Origin of the sequence: Parendozoicomonas callyspongiae (assembly GCF_023502345.1) — a bacterium.
GTDB lineage: Bacteria > Pseudomonadota > Gammaproteobacteria > Pseudomonadales > Endozoicomonadaceae > Sansalvadorimonas > Sansalvadorimonas callyspongiae.
This window is the reverse complement of sequence record NZ_JAMFLX010000017.1, coordinates 40,298-61,667: the sequence shown is the minus strand read 5'-3', so window position 1 is coordinate 61,667 and position 21,370 is coordinate 40,298. Positions and strand designations below refer to the sequence as shown.

The 21,370-nt window shown below is 47.7% G+C and carries 12 protein-coding genes; 5 read left to right on the top strand and 7 right to left on the bottom strand.

The window, feature by feature from the left end; translation table 11 throughout:
- Window positions 1-65 precede the first annotated feature (65 nt).
- On the bottom strand, window positions 66-2,945 hold the full coding sequence (locus M3P05_RS13115) for an ankyrin repeat domain-containing protein (RefSeq protein WP_249700166.1): 2,880 nt from the start codon (window positions 2,943-2,945) through the stop codon (window positions 66-68).
- Window positions 2,946-3,119: 174 nt separating this feature from the next.
- Between M3P05_RS13115 and M3P05_RS13110 the strand changes: the two genes are divergently transcribed.
- Window positions 3,120-4,493 (top strand): serpin family protein, encoded by a 1,374-nt coding sequence (locus tag M3P05_RS13110; RefSeq protein WP_332842015.1) that lies wholly within the window; start codon window positions 3,120-3,122, stop codon window positions 4,491-4,493.
- 51 nt (window positions 4,494-4,544) lie between these two features.
- On the opposite strand, the gene M3P05_RS13105 is transcribed toward M3P05_RS13110, so the two are convergent.
- Window positions 4,545-7,760, bottom strand: coding sequence for a hypothetical protein (locus M3P05_RS13105; RefSeq protein ID WP_249700164.1), 3,216 nt, complete (start codon window positions 7,758-7,760; stop codon window positions 4,545-4,547).
- A gap of 244 nt (window positions 7,761-8,004) precedes the next feature.
- Here M3P05_RS13105 and parC point away from each other — a divergent pair, with 244 nt between their 5' ends.
- On the top strand, window positions 8,005-10,254 hold the full coding sequence (gene parC, locus M3P05_RS13100; protein ID WP_249700163.1) for a DNA topoisomerase IV subunit A: 2,250 nt from the start codon (window positions 8,005-8,007) through the stop codon (window positions 10,252-10,254).
- Between the two features lie 215 nt (window positions 10,255-10,469).
- Here the strand turns inward: parC and M3P05_RS13095 are convergent, their stop codons facing one another.
- On the bottom strand, window positions 10,470-11,216 hold the full coding sequence (locus M3P05_RS13095; RefSeq protein ID WP_249700161.1) for an NAD(P)H-flavin reductase: 747 nt from the start codon (window positions 11,214-11,216) through the stop codon (window positions 10,470-10,472).
- 80 nt (window positions 11,217-11,296) lie between these two features.
- Window positions 11,297-12,763 carry a 4-hydroxy-3-polyprenylbenzoate decarboxylase gene (gene ubiD, locus M3P05_RS13090; protein WP_249700160.1) on the bottom strand — a complete coding sequence of 489 codons (1,467 nt, stop codon included), beginning with the start codon at window positions 12,761-12,763 and terminating at the stop codon, window positions 11,297-11,299.
- A gap of 117 nt (window positions 12,764-12,880) precedes the next feature.
- Here ubiD and M3P05_RS13085 point away from each other — a divergent pair, with 117 nt between their 5' ends.
- The gene (locus M3P05_RS13085) at window positions 12,881-13,660 is read left to right on the top strand and encodes a class I SAM-dependent methyltransferase (RefSeq protein WP_249700158.1); all 780 of its coding nucleotides are present in this window, start codon (window positions 12,881-12,883) and stop codon (window positions 13,658-13,660) included.
- Window positions 13,661-13,851: 191 nt separating this feature from the next.
- Here M3P05_RS13085 and rho read toward each other — a convergent pair whose 3' ends face one another.
- The gene (rho, locus tag M3P05_RS13080; protein WP_249700157.1) at window positions 13,852-15,111 is read right to left on the bottom strand and encodes a transcription termination factor Rho; all 1,260 of its coding nucleotides are present in this window, start codon (window positions 15,109-15,111) and stop codon (window positions 13,852-13,854) included.
- Between the two features lie 397 nt (window positions 15,112-15,508).
- Window positions 15,509-15,832, bottom strand: coding sequence for a thioredoxin TrxA (gene trxA, locus M3P05_RS13075; protein ID WP_249700156.1), 324 nt, complete (start codon window positions 15,830-15,832; stop codon window positions 15,509-15,511).
- A gap of 315 nt (window positions 15,833-16,147) precedes the next feature.
- Between trxA and ppx the strand changes: the two genes are divergently transcribed.
- A complete protein-coding gene (gene ppx / locus M3P05_RS13070) occupies window positions 16,148-17,650 on the top strand; it encodes an exopolyphosphatase (RefSeq protein WP_249700155.1) in 1,503 nt (500 codons plus the stop codon).
- A gap of 67 nt (window positions 17,651-17,717) precedes the next feature.
- Here the strand turns inward: ppx and M3P05_RS13065 are convergent, their stop codons facing one another.
- On the bottom strand, window positions 17,718-19,109 hold the full coding sequence (locus tag M3P05_RS13065; RefSeq protein WP_249700154.1) for an MFS transporter: 1,392 nt from the start codon (window positions 19,107-19,109) through the stop codon (window positions 17,718-17,720).
- Between the two features lie 234 nt (window positions 19,110-19,343).
- Here M3P05_RS13065 and rep point away from each other — a divergent pair, with 234 nt between their 5' ends.
- On the top strand, window positions 19,344-21,353 hold the full coding sequence (gene rep, locus M3P05_RS13060) for a DNA helicase Rep (RefSeq protein WP_249700153.1): 2,010 nt from the start codon (window positions 19,344-19,346) through the stop codon (window positions 21,351-21,353).
- Window positions 21,354-21,370: the final 17 nt, after the last annotated feature.

Below are 21,370 nucleotides of genomic sequence, written 5' to 3'. Positions count from 1 at the left end.
GTTCCATTCCTTTAATGAGCTGGCAAGGGGGCCATTGGGGCTGGATTCAAGTAATAAGTGAAAACTTAATAACAGCAATGAGCCCAAAGGAAATCATTTAATCTTCTATTGAAGCGAAGGTCATTCTCCAGCCAGAAAATAGCGTTAACATTGTTACGGGTCCGTGCCAGGTTGCGGGCTGTGTGCCCACGTAAAGAGATACTGTTAAGAGCGGTATTCGGGTTATTGAGTAACTGCCATACACACGCATTGTTCCCGTTGCTCACGGCCTGAATAAGGGCAGTCCGCCTCCAAAAATCTTTAGCGTTATGTCTGACGCGCTCCTCCTGAAGCAGTTTTTTAAGGCACTCCTCATGCCCAAGCTTTGCGGCCAGATGAAGTGCTGTCGAGCCATTGCGGGTTCTGCGGTTAGGGTCAATGCCGGGGTGTGCCAGTAGTTTTTCAAGGCATACGGTGTGACCTTTATCTACTGAATAATGGAGTGCAGTCAAACCAATCCCGCTTTTCTTATTCAGAGCAATGCCGGGCTGTAGCAGCAGTTTTTTGAGGCAATCTGAACGATTATATGCAACAGCAACATGAACAGCTGTCCCCCCGGTATGGCTGGTTTTCATGTTCAAAGCGAGGTCAGGTTTTTCCAACAGTTTTTCAAGGCATTCCGTATGTCCATTACCCACCACTAAATGAAGAGCTGTCCAGCCTGATTCGTTTTTCACATTGAGGGGAATATTGTTACTCGCCAGTATCAGCTCAAGGCATTCTTCATATCCATACCGGGATACTATATGAAGCCCCGTCCACCCCTGGTGAGTCTTTTCTTGCAGGGTGCTGCTGTCTTTGTCAATTAGCATTTTCAGGCACGCGGGATAGTTATAAAAAGCTGCATTATGCAGTGCAATCCAACCGTGAATACCCTTTTCTTTCAAGGCAATGCCGTCTTTTGCCAGCAGTTTTTCCAGACAAGCTGCCTGGCCATGCCCTGCTGCTTTGTGGAGTACAGTCTCTCCTTTGATATTCTTACTATTTATATCTTCAATACTTAATCTCTCAAGCAGATAAATCACACCATCTGTGACCCCTTGTGCCGAGAATACCATCAGCACTGTATTGGTCTGTTGAGAGCTGTGATTTTTCAAGTCATCACAGTGATCCGTTTGCAGTAATCGCCACATAAGCCCTCCCAGTTCCTCATCAAGCGCCAACCGAAAGAACTCCTGGCACCGCTGTCTGGTCAATATCTTTTTCAATGTTTCAGAAGACAGCGGCATGATATCCCACAGACTAAGTTTATCTGTCACCGTCTGTATATTTTTTCCCTCATCCTGCATGCTTAATAGCAAAGGTTCCAATAGAGGGGAATTGATCACCCAGTCAGGCAGCGTGTCTGTGAATGACTGACTGAGCGTTTTCACCAAACTTTCAGCAAACGCCGGGCTGGTTGCCATCTTTTCAGATAACAGGTTCAAAACTGCTTTTTGTATATTGGGGGGGTATTCCTGCAAAGGCTGCCCGGTACCAGATCCAAGAAGAAAGTCGGCTATTTTGTTCGCATCCTCCCGAGCGATCCCGGTCTGTGCTATAGCCTGAGTCAGCAGTGCCATTTGGACGTGTTCAGGCCAAGTGAAAATATCAATGGCAGAGAGCTCTGATATGGTCAGTGGTTGCGTTTGGGCTTCTGTATCATATGGCAGGCAATCCTCTCCGGCACCCAATGGGTATTTTGTTTCAAATATCCAGAAAAACAGGTTTTGATATGTACCAATACAGCGGGATGGTTGATCTGGCCCAACAGGAATACTTGCCAGAACTGTGGCGGAGTCACCTATAACGGTACGAGTTATCCAGCCATGTATGAACTCACGACAGCGAGCCAGTGAATAGCCGCTGCCCTCATCAACCACAAGGTTTTGAAAGCATATTTTCTTGTCAGAATTATTGACCTTACACATTGTGTTTATTGGCTGAAGAACTGTTTGTTCCAGAGGCTCCGTCCTTTCGGTTGTCAGCTCACCGGGACTAACAGTGCCTTTAAGCCAGTGGGACAGGTTGCTTTTTTGCAGATAATCGCAAAGCTGTTGATAGTTCTCAGAGACCAGATCATTAACAATAATGAATTCATTAATCGCAAGAGGCAGATCGGCCAAAAACCGTTCAGTCACAGCGTGGCGGAGCGGGGGAGCAGTCGGATCTTCAATGGAATCAAGCCCATATTGTCTGCAGACACTGTTGTATAATGTGCTGGCCCAGTGAATTTCCATGCCGTTTGGAATGCTGACGAAACCTTCTCGTTCAATCTGCTTCAGAAAAGCGCTGATAAAACTATCAAGTCGATCTTTTCTTATCTGGAAGAGCTTACCTTGCAGGCTTTTTGAGTCGACCTGGAGGAGGCTGTAAGCCATGGTAAAGCGGTCATGGATACCGGCGGAACAGCGATCAATTTCATCCAGGCAGGTATGCAGTACCTGAATGATTTTGTCTCTTTCCATGTCAGCTTCAGGCACGTCAGGCTCAAAGCCATCAGATACATGAGAATTTGCCTCCATTCTGGCGACAATCTGGTGAAGTTGGTAGCGGGTTTCGCGATAAAGAGGAATCTGACTGTCCTGGATTATTAGAGCAGGGTCTGCAATATTTCCCCGGAAAGTATTTAAAGCTGTTTTGTACTTTTCGCCGACATAACCTGGAGCCAGTTTAATCAGTTTATCAATATCTTGAAGAAACTGATTTTTGATCTTTGCAAAATTTTGATGCCTTTGGAGTTGTGAGTACTTATCAATGTGCAAACGGGGCAGCATCAGGTAAGGCTCGTCCCCAGCAGTTCTCTGACCGCTATTCCGGCTTGAATCAATGCCATGATAGGTGGGGCGATAGCGTTCAAATAATATTGAGCGACTAGCCGGGAGACCCACATTACATATTACCATAACGGTTAGCTTAACATTCATGTAGATGCCTATTTGACCGCGCGCGCAACCAGAAAATCTCTTCAGGTAACAGGTTGGTCAGGGCTTTCATGAAATGCTGGCGGACCAAATAGATCAACTTATCCTGTTCATCGGTTGCAGCAATATTTTGATCAACGACTATTCTGGTTCTGCAATCAATCAAGTGGGCCTGACGTGATCCGTTTCAGCAACCTTGCAAGCCTTATAATACGGGTTCGGCTTTCTAGTCAGTTGGCAAATACTCTCACTAACGCAGTTCTACCATTATTCGTTTTTTGTTCTGTCGTGTTTTTGTTGGCCAGATCAGCAGATGCAGTATCCGGTATACTCAGCTGCAAGAAGCATGCGCCACCATTGTTCTATCTTTCGTCACAGGTAGAGGGTTGCCCACGATGCGCTGACTTGGATAATTCTCCCCTGCCCCACAGTTATCATAAAAACTGGAATAGCGCAGCTTTATCACTGTTCAAGAAAGTAGCCGATACATCAGACAATCATGTTATATCTCCTCACAGTATCTTCGAAACAATATCTCTGATAGCTGCCGGCACAACAGGAACAACATTATCTTCAACACTGAATCTGATTGGCGCAACGCCGGAAGGCTTCCATCAATATAACCGTTTAATCCAGTCTTTTTCTAAAGAGGCCGAAGAGAGTTTCACCAGGTTTAACACCCTGAACGTAGCCCGTGGCAACCGATTTACCCCCCGTTACAAGAGTTTTGCTATTCAAATTGCTCCCAAAATTGATGTAACGGAAGAGGTCGACTTTTCAACCCCAGAACTGATTAAAGCATTTACTTCTTCTGTGAATAACAAAGTTTGTCAGGTGACAGACGGTATGATCAAAGAATGCATTGGCAGTGGCGATGTTGATTCCAGTACTGAATTTATAATCGTCAATGCCTGTCTCTTTAAAGGAAAATGGGGTGTTCCATTTGAAAATATCCAGGATGCCTTTAAGACTTTGGAGGAGAATGAAATCCAGACTCCGATGCTTAAAGCAAAAAGCACACATATATCCTATAAGTGCTATGTGAATGATTCTGGTGACCGAGATGAACCCTGGCAGGCTGTCGGTATCCCTTACCAAGATGGTACGGAAATGGTTATTATACTGCCTCCCTCTGGTATTGCCCCATCACAAATTTCGCCGAACATTTTTGGCCAACTTCAATCTATTGAAGACGATGGTATTTACTCTGTTCATCTTGTTATGCCCGAGTATGTTTTTGATGTTGATTATGATTTGGAGAAATATCTAAAATCGAAAGATCCGGATATTTTCTCTGATTCACCTGACTTCAGCGAGATGCTCGAAAAGCCTCAAGCAGGTACTCTTAAGATGAAGCACAAAGTCAGAATTGAAACAAATAAGGAGGGGACCAGGGCAGCTGCTTCCTCAACGGGTATCATGTTTAAAGGAATTGAGAAAGCGCCAAGTATAAATATCGATATTAATAGGCCTTTTCTGTTTCTTATTCGAGACAAAGATGCGAGGGATATCCAGTTTATTGGCCAGGTCTGCAACCCTGCAGGCACCTGATGCGAGCTGGCATTCTTTAAACACAATGTAGGTCAATGCTGCTCTGACTTCCTACAACGGCTTCATCTGGGAAGCCATAGCCAGTTTGTGTGCAGAGACATGTTCTTTGATTTCTTCTTCATCAACACCTGCTAATTTGAGGTAACTTGATAAATTCTCTTGCCTAGTATTGGCAACAATTAACTTCAAACGTGGAGTATTATCAAGCAATACACTAGAGATTTCTGTTATTGAGTCTTTCACATATTCTTCAACTGCACGTTGTCTAAGAGACTTGGAATCCAGCGTTTTTAAGCGTGCAACAAAAGGATGATCGAAACGATCGAGATGATCGTAATCATCTTCAGTTGTGAATGTGAGCTGTGGAGCCCGATTTTCAGGAGCAGGTACCTTAAGCTCAGGAGTACGATTTTCGCCAGAAGAAAACAAAGCTGACTCCTCTTCATGCAAAAGATTCAGGTTCGATATAGCGCTGCTCACTCCGTGCAGCGTTGGATAAACGGAAAATTCCTTCAGCTGGGGACTGTTACCACTGTGACTTCTTTGGGGCTTATCATCATAGGAGGCCACTCCAACACGCGTAATACAAGACAATGACTTACATCTTTTCCCAGTAAATGAGGGCCTTGACTGAAAGTACATATTAATATATTTTTTGGCAGATGTTCTTTCCTTTTCATTTAGATCATTATTGTCCAGAAATTTATCCAACTCATTCTCCCAGCCTGGCTGAGCTATTTTGTCACCAAAATACCCCTGCAACTTCACCATGAGTTCTCTTTCTTTGGTGCCCTTTGGTTGTTTAAAATACGCTGCCAACTTGGTCAGTGCGCTTGGCGAAATTCGATATTTACCCATCCCTTTCTCAAATTCTTTGTATTTCGATGAATAGCGTTTGCGCATGTTAATCAGCGGTTTAATGTTACCAGCTTTATCCACAGGGACAGGCTCGCTGTCCGGTATCATTGTATCCTCCAGGAGATTATCTCTAGAGATTGCAGCCATCATCTCTGGAGGAGTTGCTTGAACTGACTGAATAGCACTTTCAGGAATATTTGTTGCTATCCAGCCATATTTATTCACCCAAATCAAGCGGCAGCGTTCGCGCTCCAGATGATTTTCAGCCCCTGACTTATCCCCTTCCTGTTTCACCGTCACCAACCATAAAGGGAGAGGCCTGGTCACGCCAATTTGTGGCCTGATAAGCGACTTGCACCCCTTCAAGCACGCATGGACAGCTTTAACTTTTGCGTCTCTCTGTTCTTTACCATCTTTTCCCGGATACTTTGCCTCCAATAAATTTATAACAGCCTCCTGCTCTTCTTGGGAAGATAGCAGGCCAGCCACTGTGCATTTTTGATCAACCAGATGATTAGCTAATTGATCACACTGAGCGTTATAGGTTCGGTTCACATATCTTTGGCTATTAGAAATAGCCTGGACATGATCCTCTTGGTATTTTCCTGCTCTGTCCTTATTACCCCTAAGGGCAGCTCTTCTTTTGCCCAGCATAGCCACTTTGTCTATAGGGTTGAAAATTCTATCAACCTCAATGGTCATCGTAACCTTGGCAAGGGCGACTTTTCCTTCAGAAGATTTGGCAAGCAATTTGACCGTTGCCTTACTATCTGCATTGAACAGATTTTGATCACCAGGCTGCATTATGTAACGGTCATATTCAAACTCACAGATAATCTCCAGACACCCATGGCCCCAATTAATTACCTCCATTCTGGCCAGTTTTGCCGGATCACTATTAAGCTCACTACTCACTGTTGGCGAGAAAAAGGCAACATCTCTATCAGGAAAATACCAGGCACAGCAATAGTTAAACACTTCATTGACCGGCCCCTGACTGAATGATCCGGCGACCAATTGCAACTCCTGGGGATTAAATCCTCCTATTTGTCTGAGCACTTCCATAAACATCTGCCCTGTTGCAACATCTGTGGCAGCACCCAGATTAGCCTTCTGGTAAGCTGTCCGATATTCCCTTGATGAAAAGACCTCGCAGGGAGGCAGTTGATCCCCAGGAGCCATGACATACTTACAATCAAACCGTGTCGTATCATTGCTCATTGAGAAGTCATCATTAAAAATCTCACCAGCGATCTGCTTTTGATCCTCTCTGGTTAACTGTTTCCAGTATTCTTCGCTGCTCACAACATTCTGTTTTGCCTGATACAGGCGAATGAAATTTCTCCGGGCAAGATCCTGGAAGTGTTTGTGAGGGAGCGATACACTTTTTCCATCAAGTACAAAGGCAAATTCAACGGGTATATAAAATAATTCATTCCCCCCTTCAACCGGATGAGGTGGTACTTCGGCTTCAGGTCGATAATATGCCGCCGGGTTGTTAATTTCTCCGGCAACAAGTCCATTTTCAGAGGCAATAGGTCTCAGCATTTCTCCCAGTTTTTTTATGTTTTCCGCCATGGCATCCTGATTCACAACCAAAAGATCCTTTTCTTTCCTTGTCTCTTCATTCCAGGTGTGAGCATCTACCGGCATAACGACATTGTAGGTTGGAAAAATCTCCTCAATATCCACGAGAATAGTTTGCTCAAGCTTCTTCATTTGAACCTGAGCTTCAGCATTTTTCTTGGGGAGAGTCCAGCTACGCACCTTGTTAATCAAGGCCGACAGTTGGCAAAGGGCGAACTCTGAATCACCAATTGGCATCGGCGCAATATGATCACGCAGCACTGCAAGCTTGGGATCAAGGAGAAGCCGAATCAAAAGCTGTCTGAGATAGAGATAGCTCTGCGCACAAGGGGAATGAATTAATTCTTCCAGCTCTCGGGCAAACTCAGCCCGATCAAAATAGATATCCCCAGCATCCCGAAGGCTGGTATTAGAAGGACCTGAAGACAAATCCGTGCCGGATGGGCTGAAAGTTGAAGTTGACTGCCCTCCAGATAAAGGCGAACCCACTGCAAGAGTATGAGTATCATCGGCACTTAGATAACGTTTATGGCAGGAATCACCGCCAAGACCAAGATATGCGCTTCCTTTATCATCACCTGAAATACTTCGGCCCAGCACGGGTTGACTATTACCAAAAAGGGCACCCGAGCTGGTTGATAGTGGAGCCTTCAATAATGGTGTGCCTGCCCCGGTTGATGGGGGCATGATACTAGTTCTGCGGGAGCCGTATTCCCCACCTTTGCGAGGGTCGATTTCTGGGTTTGAGCCTCTCTGAGATGCCTCAACAGCATTCGAACCTGCGCGATTTGCGTGTTGACTTCCAGGTTGCCATATAGCCATATTGTCACCAGTCCATTAGTCAGAAGAAGAACAATGGACACCTGATATCTCCTTTCAATTCCCCTCGGTTACCTCTTTGTTGTTACTGCTAACAGTCATGTTGCCTCCACTTCCCGACATCCGACATCCCACAACTGACAGCCGCCCCCCAAACTGGCAAACTATCAGCCAAAAGAAACATCTATATTTGCGTTCTCATCTCCAGATAAGCTGAGCGCATAAGATTTTGTCTACGGATACCCCCATGACGGACCAGATCGTGATCGGCGATGACGGCGTTGAACGCCAGTCGCTCAAGGCCTATACAGAAATGGCCTACCTCAATTACTCCATGTACGTCATTCTGGATCGGGCCCTGCCCCATATCGGCGATGGCCTGAAACCGGTTCAGCGACGTATCGTGTACGCAATGAGTGAACTTGGCCTGAAGAACACCGCCAAGTACAAGAAATCAGCCCGTACCGTTGGTGATGTGCTGGGTAAATACCACCCTCACGGCGACAGCGCCTGTTATGAGGCCATGGTGCTGATGGCTCAGCCTTTCTCCTACCGTTACCCACTGGTTGATGGTCAGGGCAACTGGGGCTCTCCGGATGACCCCAAATCTTTCGCTGCCATGCGTTACACGGAGGCACGTCTTGGCCGTTATGCCGATGTGCTGCTGGGTGAACTGGGCCAGGGAACTGTGGACTGGGTGCCTAACTTCGATGGCACGATGAATGAACCTTCCACTCTGCCAGCACGCCTGCCCAATCTGCTGCTGAACGGTACCACCGGTATTGCTGTGGGTATGGCAACGGATATTCCGCCCCATAACCTGAAAGAAGTGGCGGCAGCCTGTGTGCATCTGCTGGATAACCCAAAGGCCACTCTTGATGATGTTTGTGAGCATATCCAGGCACCTGACTTCCCCACTGATGCCGAGATCATTACTCCGGTTGAAGATATTCGGAAGATGTACGCCAACGGTCGCGGCAGCCTGCGTATGCGCGCAGTCTACAACCGAGAGAATGGCGATATCGTGATTACCGCCCTGCCTCATCAGGTATCCGGTGCCAAGGTACTGGAACAGATTGCCGACCAGATGCAGAAGAAAAAACTGCCGATGGTTGCCGACCTGCGGGATGAGTCTGACCACGAAAATCCAACCCGTCTGGTTATTACTCCAGCCAAGAAACGCTGTGATGTCGAACAGCTGATGGGCCACCTGTTTGCCACCACTGACCTGGAGCGTACCTACCGGGTCAATATGAATATGATTGGCATTGATGGCCGACCACAGGTGAAGGCTCTTGATGACATTCTGAAAGAGTGGCTGAAGTATCGTCAGACCACTGTGACCCGTCGTCTGGAATTCCGCCTTGAGAAGGTTCTGGCCCGACTGCATATTCTGGATGGCCTGATTAAAGCCTTCCTCAGTATTGATGAGGTGATTGAGATTATCCGTCACGAGGATGATCCCAAAGCTGAGCTGATGAACCGCTTTGCCCTGAGCGAAAAACAGGCTGAGGCCATTCTCGACTTAAAGCTGCGTCATCTGGCCCGATTGGAAGAAGAGAAACTGCGTGCCGAGCAGGATGAACTGAGCAAAGAGCGTGACTCCCTGCAGCTGATTCTCAGCTCTGACCGTCGCATGAAGACGCTGATGAAGAAAGAGATTATCGCTGATGCCAAGGAATATGGTGATGATCGCCGTTCTCCAATCGTTGCACGCGACGAAGCCCACGCTCTTTCCGAAACTGACATGATGACTGCCGACCCGGTTACCGTGGTTATGTCTTCCAAAGGCTGGGTACGTGTTGCCAAGGGTCACGATATTGACCCGAACAAACTCAGCTATAAGTCTGGTGACAATTTTGGGTTCTCAGTGAAAGGCCGCAGCAATCAGCCGACGATCTTCCTTGATTCAACCGGGCGAACTTACACCATCACCACTCATACACTGCCTTCTGCCCGAAGCCAGGGTGAGCCACTGACCAAACGGGTTAACCCACCGGCCGGTGCTCTGTTTGAAGCTGCAGTGATTGATGATGAAAAGGCTTTGTATCTACTGGCAAGTGACTCCGGTTACGGTTTTGTGGCTTCGTTTAAGGATATGATTTCCCGCAACAAAGCCGGTAAGACCACTCTGACTCTGCCCAAGTTCACACGAGTGATGCAGCCGGTAAAAGTGACAGATGAAAACAGCCAGAAGGTTATTGCCATCACCAATGAGGGCCGGATGCTGCTGTTCCCGATCTCCGAGCTGCCGGTTATGGCACGAGGTAAAGGTAACAAGATTATTAATATCCCTGCAGCCCGTGCTACCAGCCGTGAAGAGTTTATGGTTGCGATGACGGTTATTGGGGCGGAAGAATCTCTGACTGTGTTTGCCGGAAAACGGCACTTGACGTTAAAACCTGCAGATCTTGAGCATTATCAAGGTGAGCGTGGACGCCGTGGGAACAAGCTTCCTCGTGGCTTCCAGAAAGTGGATCGGATTGAAGTAAACTAGTATCAATTTAGCAGGTTGGATGTATGATACTTTCAACCTGCTACCACAATTATTCTTTCATTTCCTGCTGCTTTAATAGCTCGTTAAAAATAGGTTCATCAGTGGAATATCCTTCACAATCACTGAACACAAGGAAAAAATCATTATGCAGTACTTCTTGGTTTCTCATATAACCAAAAAGTACTGCATATCACTTCTAAAAGAGAACTTATTTCTTATCGCGGACAATAATCAAACACATCCGAATGAATATGTTTTGCAGGAAAACCAGCCGTAACCAGTTCATCAAAGGTTGAATACACCATATCAGGCGAACCGCTGATATAAAAATGTGCGTCGGCCAGTTGTTCCTTATCATCAAGAACAGCCTTATAGAGCAGACCATCCCGGCCATTCCAGCCATCACCAGCTTCAGGATCGCTGACAACAGGATGATAGTGCACACTCTTCTCACTGGCCCAGTACACAGGCAGGCTGGGCATATAAAAACCGTTAGGGCGACGTACTCCCCAGTACAAATGCAAAGGGCAGGGGTGTGCATTCAGGAATGACTGCTCAATCATCGCCTTCATCTGGGCAAAACCTGTGCCTGCAGCAATAAACACCAATGGTACCTGCGGACATTCACCAATATGGCAATTACCTTTGGGGAGATGAATTGTTACTGCCTGCTCGGAGCGCAGGTGCTCAATCACCTCCTGAGCTCGCGTATGTCCTGGGTAACATTGAATATGCAGCTCCAGAGTCATCCCGTCTTTCGCAGTTGCCGAAGCAATCGAGTAAGCACAGGGAGCACCCTCGGGCATAACCACTTCCAGATACTGACCGGCATGCCAGGCCAGAGGACGATTATCTGCCGAACGAAGAATAACCTGGTACACATCACCAGCAACAGTATTTAAGTTTTCTACTTTTACCAGACGCTGTTCGGCATCCTGCGGTACTACAATTTCACCTGGCACAAAAAATCCCCACAAATATTTCTTCGCTTATCGCAATATGGAGGAGTCGAGATTTCAACTCCATCCCTGAACTGTCTGACTTATTCAATGCCAAGCTCATCCCAGATCTCATCAACCCGTGCCTTGATCTCATCGGTCATGGAAATAGCACGGCCCCACTCTCTCTTTGTTTCCCCGTTCCATTTATTGGTGGCATCAAAGCCAACCTTGGAACCCAGTCCGGCTTCAGGAGAGGCAAAGTCCAGGTAATCAATCGGAGTGTTTTCAATAAAAATAGTATCCCGTTTAGGATCCATACGTGTCGTCATGGCCCAGATCACATCCTGCCAGTCACGGGCATTCACGTCATCATCACAAACCACCACAAACTTGGTATACATAAACTGTCGCAGGAATGACCAGACACCCAGCATGACCCGCTTGGCGTGCCCGGGATATTCCTTGCGAATGGTTACTACAGCCATACGATAAGAACAACCTTCAGGCGGCAGATAGAAATCCACAATTTCCGGAAACTGTTTCTGCAGGATCGGCACAAATACTTCGTTCAAAGCCACACCCAGCATGGCTGGCTCATCAGGTGGGCGACCGGTGTAGGTGCTGTGATAAATCGGATCTTTCCGATGAGTCATGCACTCAATTGTGAAAACCGGGAATGACTCCACCTCATTGTAATAACCAGTATGATCACCATAAGGGCCTTCATCAGCAAAGTCTTCCGGATAGATATGTCCTTCCAGAACAATCTCGGCACTGGCGGGCACTTCCAGATCAATGGTTTTACATTTCACCAGCTCCGTTCTGGAACCTCGCAGCAAACCAGCAAAGGCATACTCGGAAAGACTGTCCGGTACTGGGGTAACCGCTCCAAGAATAGTTGCTGGATCAGCTCCGATTGCGACAGCAACAGGAAAAGGTTTTCCCGGATACTTTTCCTGCCAGTCTCGTAGATCCAGTGCACCACCACGATGTGACAACCAGCGCATAATCAAACGATTAGGGCCAAGCAACTGCTGGCGATAAATACCCAGGTTCTGTCGCCCTTTCAGCGGCCCTTTGGTAATCACCAGCGGCCAGGTCACCAGTGGTGCCACATCGCCGGGCCAGCAGGTTTGAACCGGCAGTTTGGTCAGATCAATCTGATCACCTTCCAGAACAACTTCCTGACAGGGGGCCTTACGAACCATCTTTGGCCCCATATTTTTCACCTGAAGGAAGATTGGCAGCTTCTCCAAAGCATCCCGAAAACCTTTGGGCGGATCAGGCTCCTTCAGGTAAGCCATCAGCTGTCCAACTTCGCGCAGGGTTTCAACGCTCTCCTGCCCCATACCCAAGGCAACCCTTCTGGGTGTGCCAAACAGGTTGGCCAGCAGAGGAACATCAGAACCTTTGGGATTCTCAAACAACAGGGCAGGCCCGCCACGCCGGAGCGTGCGGTCACTGATCTCTGTGATTTCGAGATTGGGGTCAACTTCCTGTTTAATGCGTTTTAGTTCGCCCAACTTCTCAAGTTGGTCGATAAAATCCCGCAGATCCCGGTATTTCATGGACAGACCTTTCTGGATTACAGCGCAGCTATGATATCCGCAAAACAGTCAATAGCGAAGATGTATACGTAACTCCCTCTATACTCTTCTGCCAGAAATCAGAAGGATGTGTTGAATATGAATGCAACGGTGTCTTCTCCCTCTCCTCTTTATACCCCTCTGGCTCATCAGGGAGGTATGGCCTTTTCTGTTACCAACGTACTGATCAATGATTGGATAGCAAGCTGGGATGGCAGGCACCCTCTTCTGGATATCGGCTGTGGGAACTGTAACAACTCAAGAAAAGCACTTGAGACAGGTGCAACTGTTTTTGCGGCAGAGATGGATACAGCTGCCATTGAACAGCACAAGAGGACATTTAAAGGCAATGAACAGATCAGCTTTCACTACCTAAAACTGCCTCAGGAAGTTCCGTTTCAGGATAATTCCTTTTCAGGCATTCTTTGCTCCGAAGTGTTTCACTTTCTCACCCATGCCGATGTAGTTGCCACCGTCTGGGAGTTTCACAGAATACTTGCCCCCGGCGGCAAAGCGATTGTGACTTGCGCCAGTGAACTGATTAAAGCTTTTCAGGTTGGGGGAATTCAAGAGCAACAAGAAAAACAACGAATTCACTCCCCACTCAAGCTGGGATTGATTCCAGATTACATCCGGTTTTTACGCAATATTCTCGAGAAAAGTTCACCGACTCAATTAGCTCAAGAAATATACGATTTGATGAAGCAGAAAACTCTGCCAACAACTTATTTCAGCTGCTTTAACCCACAACAGTTAGCTATGGTGTTTTCCCGTCTCGGTTTTGAAATTGAGCATCTCGATACAGGTCCGGCCGATCATTACCCACTCTGGGAACATGGAAAGGATGACCAGGTTCGTCTTATCGCAGTTAAAAAATAAAGAATCAATAACCTCGGGGCAAGCCCTTCTCGCTTCGCTCGAACTTTCGCTATGCGAAAGCGGGGTATTGGATCTTATCTTTTACCACGACTTCGTCGTGGAAGCGCAGCAAGCTGCGGGGAATTAGACCCTCAGAGATTAAAAAAACCCGCTTATTCAGCGGGTTTTTTATTAGACAATTATCGCAAATATTATTTACGTTTCATGGACCGGAAGAATTCAATATTGGTCTTGGTATGCTTCATACGATCCAACAGGAATTCAACAGCTGCAATTTCATCCATTGGATGCAGCAGCTTACGCAGAATCCACATACGCTGAAGCTCTTCTTCGGTTGTCAGGAGATCTTCTCGACGGGTACCTGACTTATTAATGTTCATGGCTGGGAACACACGCTTCTCAGCAATACGACGATCAAGGTGCAGTTCCATGTTGCCGGTGCCCTTGAATTCTTCGAAGATAACCTCGTCCATCTTGGAACCAGTATCAACCAGGGCTGTCGCCAGGATGGTCAGGCTACCACCCTCTTCAATATTACGGGCAGCACCGAAGAAGCGCTTGGGGCGCTCCAGGGCATGGGCGTCAACACCACCAGTCAGAACCTTACCGGAAGAAGGAATTACGGTGTTGTAGGCACGAGCCAGACGGGTAATGGAGTCCAGCAGGATAACCACATCTTTCTTGTGCTCAACCAGACGCTTGGCCTTTTCCAGAACCATTTCCGCAACCTGTACGTGACGGGAAGGTGGTTCATCAAAGGTGGAAGCAACAACTTCACCACGTACAGAACGGGACATTTCTGTTACTTCTTCCGGACGTTCGTCAATCAGAAGAACAATCAAATGACATTCTGGATTATTACGAGTGATATTGGCTGCAATATTCTGCAGCATTAATGTTTTACCCGCTTTTGGCGGAGAAACAATCAAACCACGCTGACCTTTACCAACCGGAGCAACCAGGTCAATAATTCGACCGGTTAAATCTTCAGTGGAACCATTACCCATTTGCATAACAAGGCGATCTTGCGGGAATAATGGAGTAAGGTTTTCGAAAAGAATTTTATTGCGGGCGTTTTCAGGCTGGTCAAAGTTAATTTCATTAACTTTCAGAAGGGCAAAATAACGTTCACCTTCTTTAGGAGGTCTGATTTTACCGGAAATGGTATCACCAGTGCGCAGGTTGAATCGGCGAATCTGGCTTGGAGAAACATAAATATCATCAGGACCGGCCAGATAAGAGCTGTCAGCAGAACGCAGGAAGCCAAATCCATCCTGGAGAATTTCCAGAACACCATCCCCGTAAATATCTTCACCGCTGCGGGCATGACGCTTGAGAATGGTGAAAATAATGTCCTGTTTGCGGGAACGAGCTAGGTTATCGATACCTATTTCTTCCGCAATTTTTAGGAGCTCTGGAACGCTCTTTTTCTTAAGCTCGGTAAGATGCATAACTGGCCGTGTGGGTTACTTTCTGAAAGGCAAACAATGGTGGCTGTTGCTGGGAACTTCAGGCCTGAATTCGTTTTATGAATTGGATTGAGACTAGCCTGTAAACCTGATCGCCGCACTTTCTTAATGAGTTGAACTACTTAATAATTCATTAATTGCGCTATCTACACCGATCAGAGATTCGCAGCTGCATAGCCATCACAGCAGGTAATTTGTTCTTAATCTATCACCGTCCCGGTGAAGCGTCCAGCATCACGATCCAAAAATAGTATGGAAGTTTGCGGAATGGCAAGAAAAATTTTTTATTATTTGCCCGGTTGTTGAAATTTCCATCAGCACGTCTCTGGTGGACTACATATTTTTATGAGCCACCGAGACGTCTGACGCACTGATTGAATCAGAGATTGCTGTCAAGGAATGCAGTCAGCTGTGACTTGGACAGAGCGCCCACTTTCGTCGCTTCAACATTGCCATTTTTGAACAACATCAGGGTCGGAATACCGCGAACATTGTACTTCGGCGCAGTCGCCTCGTTTTCATCAATATTCAGCTTACATACCTTCAGGCGGTCTGCATAATCGCGGGAAATCTCATCGAGTACAGGCGCGATCATCTTGCAGGGACCACACCATTCCGCCCAGTAATCTACCAGAACAGGTGTGTCGGACTTCAGCACTTCGTCCTCAAAGGTAGCATCCGTGACGTTGACGATCTCGCTCATGGATGTGGATCCTCTCATTAAGTCAGCGTGCAATCATAGCACCGCCATATTACTAGGATAAACCCCCATATTTTTGCGGAATCCACAAACTCGGGAAAAATCCTTTAAAAATCCGGACTTGTTGCCATCTGGCTGTTTACCCCGATCCTGTGGAGCTGATATTTTTACTGAAACAAATGACAACGCCCCTCTTGTCCGATCTTAATTGCTGTGGATTAATCCTGTTCGGTTGCAACAATGCGCCGAAAAACCTCAACACCCCCTGAAGGTTTCGGATAAAATTTTGCGTTGACCTTGCGAGGACAGCCTGAACGAATGAGCGAACTTGATACAGAGCAGTACGATAACACGCCCCTGGTTGCGGCTATCGATCTGGGTTCCAACAGTTTTCACCTGATCGTTGCCAGAATGGATCATGGCGAACTCCGTCCCGTTGAGCGACTGGGAGAGAAAGTTCAGCTGGCAGCCGGACTGGACGAAGATAACAATCTCACCGAAGAAGCCATGCAGCGCGGCCTTTCCTGCCTGAGAAAGCTGGGCCAATACTGTGCAGGCATGAATGACACATCTATTCGGGTTGTCGGTACCAATGCCCTGCGCAAGGCAAAAAATGCCCATGAGTTCGCCCGCCGCGCCCATGCGGTTCTTGGTCACCCAGTGGATATCATCGCCGGTCGTGAAGAGGCCCGTCTGATTTACCTTGGCGTTGCCCATACCCAGTCTGATGACCATGACAAACGGCTGGTCGTTGATATTGGTGGCGGCAGTACCGAGTTTATTATTGGTGAACGCTTTGAGCCCAAGCTGCTGGAAAGTCTGCATATGGGTTGCGTGTCCTGGACTAAACAGTACTTCCCGGATGGCAAAATCACTGCCCGCCAGTTTGACGAGGCTTATTACAGTGCCCGTCTGGAACTACTTAATATTGAACATGAGTATCGCGACCTGGGCTGGGAAGAAGCCATTGGCTCATCCGGCTCCATCAAGTCCATATGTAATGTACTCATTGAGCGTGGTCACGATGCCATAACGCCCAAAGGTCTGGAGCAACTGCGTAAGGAACTTCTGCGCTACAAACATGTTGATCGCATTGCCTTTACAGGCCTGAAGCCGGAGCGTGTCAGCATATTCCCAGGTGGCCTGGCGATTTTATGCGCCATCTTCGACAGCCTGAAAATTAAGCGCATGTCCTTCTCTGAAGGAGCCCTGAGGGAAGGCCTGCTTTATGACATGGTGGGTCGCAGTGGCCATGAAGATGTTCGCAAGCGCACAGTAAAAGCTATTCAAAAGCGCTATCACGCAGATAAGAAGCAGGCCCGCAGAGTCAAGCAGACTCTTAAGACGTTCCTTGAAAATGCACAAAGCAACTGGGATTTGACTGACGAGGATTGTGAACTTCTCCTCAGTGCGGCAATGGTTCATGAAATTGGCCTGGATATTTCCCATACCCAGTTCCACAGACACGGCGCTTATATTTTGAGAAACGCTGACCTCCTTGGCTTTAATAAACGCCAGCAGCAGAACCTGTCCATGCTGGTGCGCGGACATCGTCGCTCTTTGCCGCTGCAATCACTGTTCCAGATGCCCAAAGAGGAATGTCACAGGCTTCTGAAATTGATGGCTCTTTTGCGTCTGGCCATTCTGCTGAATCATCAGCGTTCTGATTATCTGCCAGAGTATGACTTTTCTGTTTCTGGTCGCAGAATCACCCTTGAGTTTCCTAAAGGTTGGCTGGAGAAAAACCCACTGACTCAGGCCGACTTTGAACAGGAACAACAGTACCTAACCCGTGCAGGTTATCGTTTCGAAGTAACCTAGAACCAGGCACAAGCCAGATAAGTCACAGCCATTAACTTTGAGAGGCTGTGACGAACCCCATCACCATTCAAGCCATATTCTTAGACAGGGAGTTTTCTCTGTCCATGCTGTCGGCAGGTTCGGTGACAGGTCCTGGTTTGTTGTTATCCAGATACCAGAGCAGTAACAACAGGGCCAGTGCCAGAACACCCGATCCGGTTATCATCTGAAACGCTCCCTCCCACCCTCTGGAATCTATAACTGCTCCCAGCAGGAGATTGGAACCTGAAGCTCCCAGCATATAACCAAAAAGTCCACAAAAGCCGACACAGGCTGCGACATATCTCCGTGGAGCAACATCAATCATATGAACATGGGATATCGCCACACAGCCATAAATCAGAAACCCGATCAATACGAGCATTAAGACAGGCATAAACCAGTGGTCATCAGCATCACAATGCCAGTAACCAAGCAGAGCAAGAAGCACCAGCGACATATATAAAAGGTTCACAGGCACTCTGCGTCCACGAAAAATTCGGTCTGACACAAATCCACAGAGAAGTGTTCCCGGAATAGCGGCAAACTCAAAGGCAAAGAAGGCCCAGCTGGCCACTTCAAAACTGAAATGCCGTGCCTCAGTCATATAAAGAGGCACCCAGTCAATAACCCCATAACGAATGAAATAAATACAGACGTTAACCATCGCCAGCACCCAGAGCTGGGGCATTGTCAGGCAGTCTTTGCAAAAGCCCTTGAAAGTGTTTTTCTCTTTTGGCTCACCTTCCTCACAGACAATAGGCTTTTCCCCGTGAGAGCTGTCACTCAAGGCAGGAAGGCCGGTGTCTTCAGGCTTATCACGCAGCCAGAATATACACGTCACAGCAGCAATTATGGCTATGACGGCAGGAAGCAGCAGTTTGGTCTGCCATACCGATGAGATTGTTACGGCAACAATTGCCAAAGGGCCAAGAATTCCTGCACCCAGGTTATTGGAAAGATTCCAGAACCCCGTCGCCCGTCCCCGCTCCTGTCGCTGGAACCAGTGCGCGATAATCTTGGCACTGGAAGGCCATCCCGCTCCCTGAACCCAACCGTTCATCCCCATCAATATGGCAATTAAAAAAAAGGGGCAATGCATATATGTTGCCCCTGCCAATCCCAATGAAATAAGTGCTGAGAGTATCAAGCATCCGGGCATCAGCCAGCGGACCGTAACCCTATCAGCCAGAAACCCCATAACGAAGTTACTGATTCCATAGATGATGGCCATGATGGCCATGACCTGCCCAAGTTCACTTTTACTGAAACCTTGTGACACAAGGTCGGGCAGAACCAGTACAAAATCTTTTCGAACCAGATAATAAGCGGCGTAGCAAAAAAAAATCCCCAGAAGAACCTGAAGCCTTAACCGGCTGTAGGTTTTAAGTTGGGAATGGCTGTAACCGGGGGGAACATCAGGAGATCCAATAGTAAACATGCTGGACAGAGACTCTTTTGAATTGTGCTGCCAGGAACAAGACGTGCAAAACACCAGATTCCAAAACAACAACCAGACACGTAGACAAATTGGATGAAAAACTTAGCAGACTTGAAAAATGTTGCCGGATTTTTAACGGCACGTTTGTTTCGGCACGAACAATGTCCTTGGATGATGGCAGCAGCTAATCCATAGTAGAATGCTGAATTTGTCTTTCTCGGAGATACTGTCCCAGTGGCCCACCGTCTGAATGACCGTCAGGATGAAGCTGTTAAATATGTCTCAGGTCCTCTACTGGTACTGGCCGGTGCAGGCAGTGGCAAAACCAGCGTTATCACCACAAAAATTGCCTATCTGATTCAGGAATGCGGACTCAAGGCCCGAAATATTGTCGCTGTGACGTTTACCAACAAAGCGGCACGAGAGATGAAGGAGCGTGTTGGCAAACTGGTTCAGGGTAAGGCTTCTCACGGGCTGACTGTCTCCACGTTCCACAACCTTGGGATGAACATTATCCGCAAGGAATATAAAGCCCTGGGATTCAAACCCGGCTTCTCCATCTTTGACCAGCAGGATGCCCGGGCTCTGCTGGTAGAGCTGATGCATAAGCAGCTCAGCGATGGTGAAGACAGCGTGGATGTTGTCCAGCATATGATCTCCAACTGGAAGAATGATCTGGTTCTTCCCCAGCAGGCTCTTGATCGCGCCCGCAATGAAGAAGAGATGCTGGCGGCAAGGGTTTATGTGAATTACAACCGTACCTTGAAAGCATTTAATGCCGTTGATTTTGATGACCTGATTCTTCTGCCAGTACAAATGTTCAGGGAACACCAGGAAATCCTGCAAAAATGGCAGAACAAAATTCACTATATGCTGGTTGATGAATACCAGGACACCAACTCCAGTCAGTACCTGATGGTTAAGCAGCTGGTTGGTGACCGTGCCATGTTTACGGTGGTAGGTGATGATGATCAGTCCATCTATGCCTGGCGTGGCGCACGCCCGGAGAATCTGGGTCTGCTCAATCAGGATTTCCCCGGGCTGAAACTGGTGAAGCTTGAGCAGAACTATCGCTCCACCAGCCGTATTCTGAAAGCCGCCAACGTACTGATTGCCAACAACCCACACGTGTTTGAAAAAACATTGTGGAGTGATATGGGTATGGGCGATGAGATTCGTGTGGTTCGCTGTCGTAACGAAGACTCCGAATCCGAGCGCGTCGCCACAGAGATTCTTACCCACCGGCTGAAGCATGACACCTCCTGGAAAGATTATGCCATTCTTTACCGAGGCAACTTCCAGTCACGCCTGTTGGAGATGAAACTTCAGGAACACCAGATCCCCTACCATATCAATGGCGGCACATCGTTCTTCGCCCGTGCAGAGGTGAAAGATATGATGGCCTACCTGCGCCTGCTGGTGAACCCGGATGATGATAATGCCTTCCTGCGCATAGTGAACGTCCCGCGTCGTGAAATTGGTGCCAGTACTCTGGAAAAGCTGGGAACCTATGCCGGACAGCGTCATATCAGCCTTTACCAGGCCTGCCATGAAATGGGGCTGGAAGAGGTTATGGATGCCCGCTACGTAGACAAACTACGTCGCTTTACCAAGTGGATGGATGATCTGGCCAGAATCAGCGATTCCGAGCCTATGAAAGGTGTTCGTTTGCTGGTTACAGAGAGCGATTACGAAAACTGGCTCTACCAGAACTGCAGCAGCGATATTATTGCTGAAAAGCGGATGGGTAATATCGAGTTTCTTGTTGGCTCTATTCAACAGTCACTGGAACGTGGAGATGAGGATACAACCCTGGAAGACGCCATTACCCGACTGATTCTGCGGGATATGATGGATCGTCAGGAAGAAGAGGAGGATCACGACAAGGTTCAGCTGCTGACCCTGCATGCTTCCAAGGGATTGGAATATCCCCATGTCTTTATGATTGGAATGGAAGAGGAACTTCTCCCACACCGTACCAGTATTGAAGAAGACAATATCGAGGAAGAGCGTCGCCTGACCTACGTGGGCATTACCCGTGCCAGACAGCGACTGGTAATGACCCTGGCAGCTTCGCGCCGCCAGTTTGGTGAAACTCTGGATACAACCCCCAGCCGCTTTCTGGATGAGCTTCCCCAGGAAGATCTCGTTTATGAAGGGTGGGAGCAGAGGTCAACACCAGAGCAGCGTCATGCCAGAGGTCAGGAAGCTCTTGATGATATTCTTCGGGGCCTTGACCTCTAATTCATATCAGAACTGCT

Coding starts and splice junctions, on each gene's coding strand:
- ppx (WP_249700155.1), top strand. CDS start 16,148: ATGAGCGAACTTGATACAGAGCAGTACGATAACACGCCCCTGGTTGCG.
- ubiD (WP_249700160.1), bottom strand. CDS start 12,763: ATGAAATACCGGGATCTGCGGGATTTTATCGACCAACTTGAGAAGTTG.
- trxA (WP_249700156.1), bottom strand. CDS start 15,832: ATGAGCGAGATCGTCAACGTCACGGATGCTACCTTTGAGGACGAAGTG.
- M3P05_RS13085 (WP_249700158.1), top strand. CDS start 12,881: ATGAATGCAACGGTGTCTTCTCCCTCTCCTCTTTATACCCCTCTGGCT.
- rho (WP_249700157.1), bottom strand. CDS start 15,111: ATGCATCTTACCGAGCTTAAGAAAAAGAGCGTTCCAGAGCTCCTAAAA.
- M3P05_RS13105 (WP_249700164.1), bottom strand. CDS start 7,760: ATGGCTATATGGCAACCTGGAAGTCAACACGCAAATCGCGCAGGTTCG.
- M3P05_RS13065 (WP_249700154.1), bottom strand. CDS start 19,109: ATGTTTACTATTGGATCTCCTGATGTTCCCCCCGGTTACAGCCATTCC.
- M3P05_RS13115 (WP_249700166.1), bottom strand. CDS start 2,945: ATGAATGTTAAGCTAACCGTTATGGTAATATGTAATGTGGGTCTCCCG.
- parC (WP_249700163.1), top strand. CDS start 8,005: ATGACGGACCAGATCGTGATCGGCGATGACGGCGTTGAACGCCAGTCG.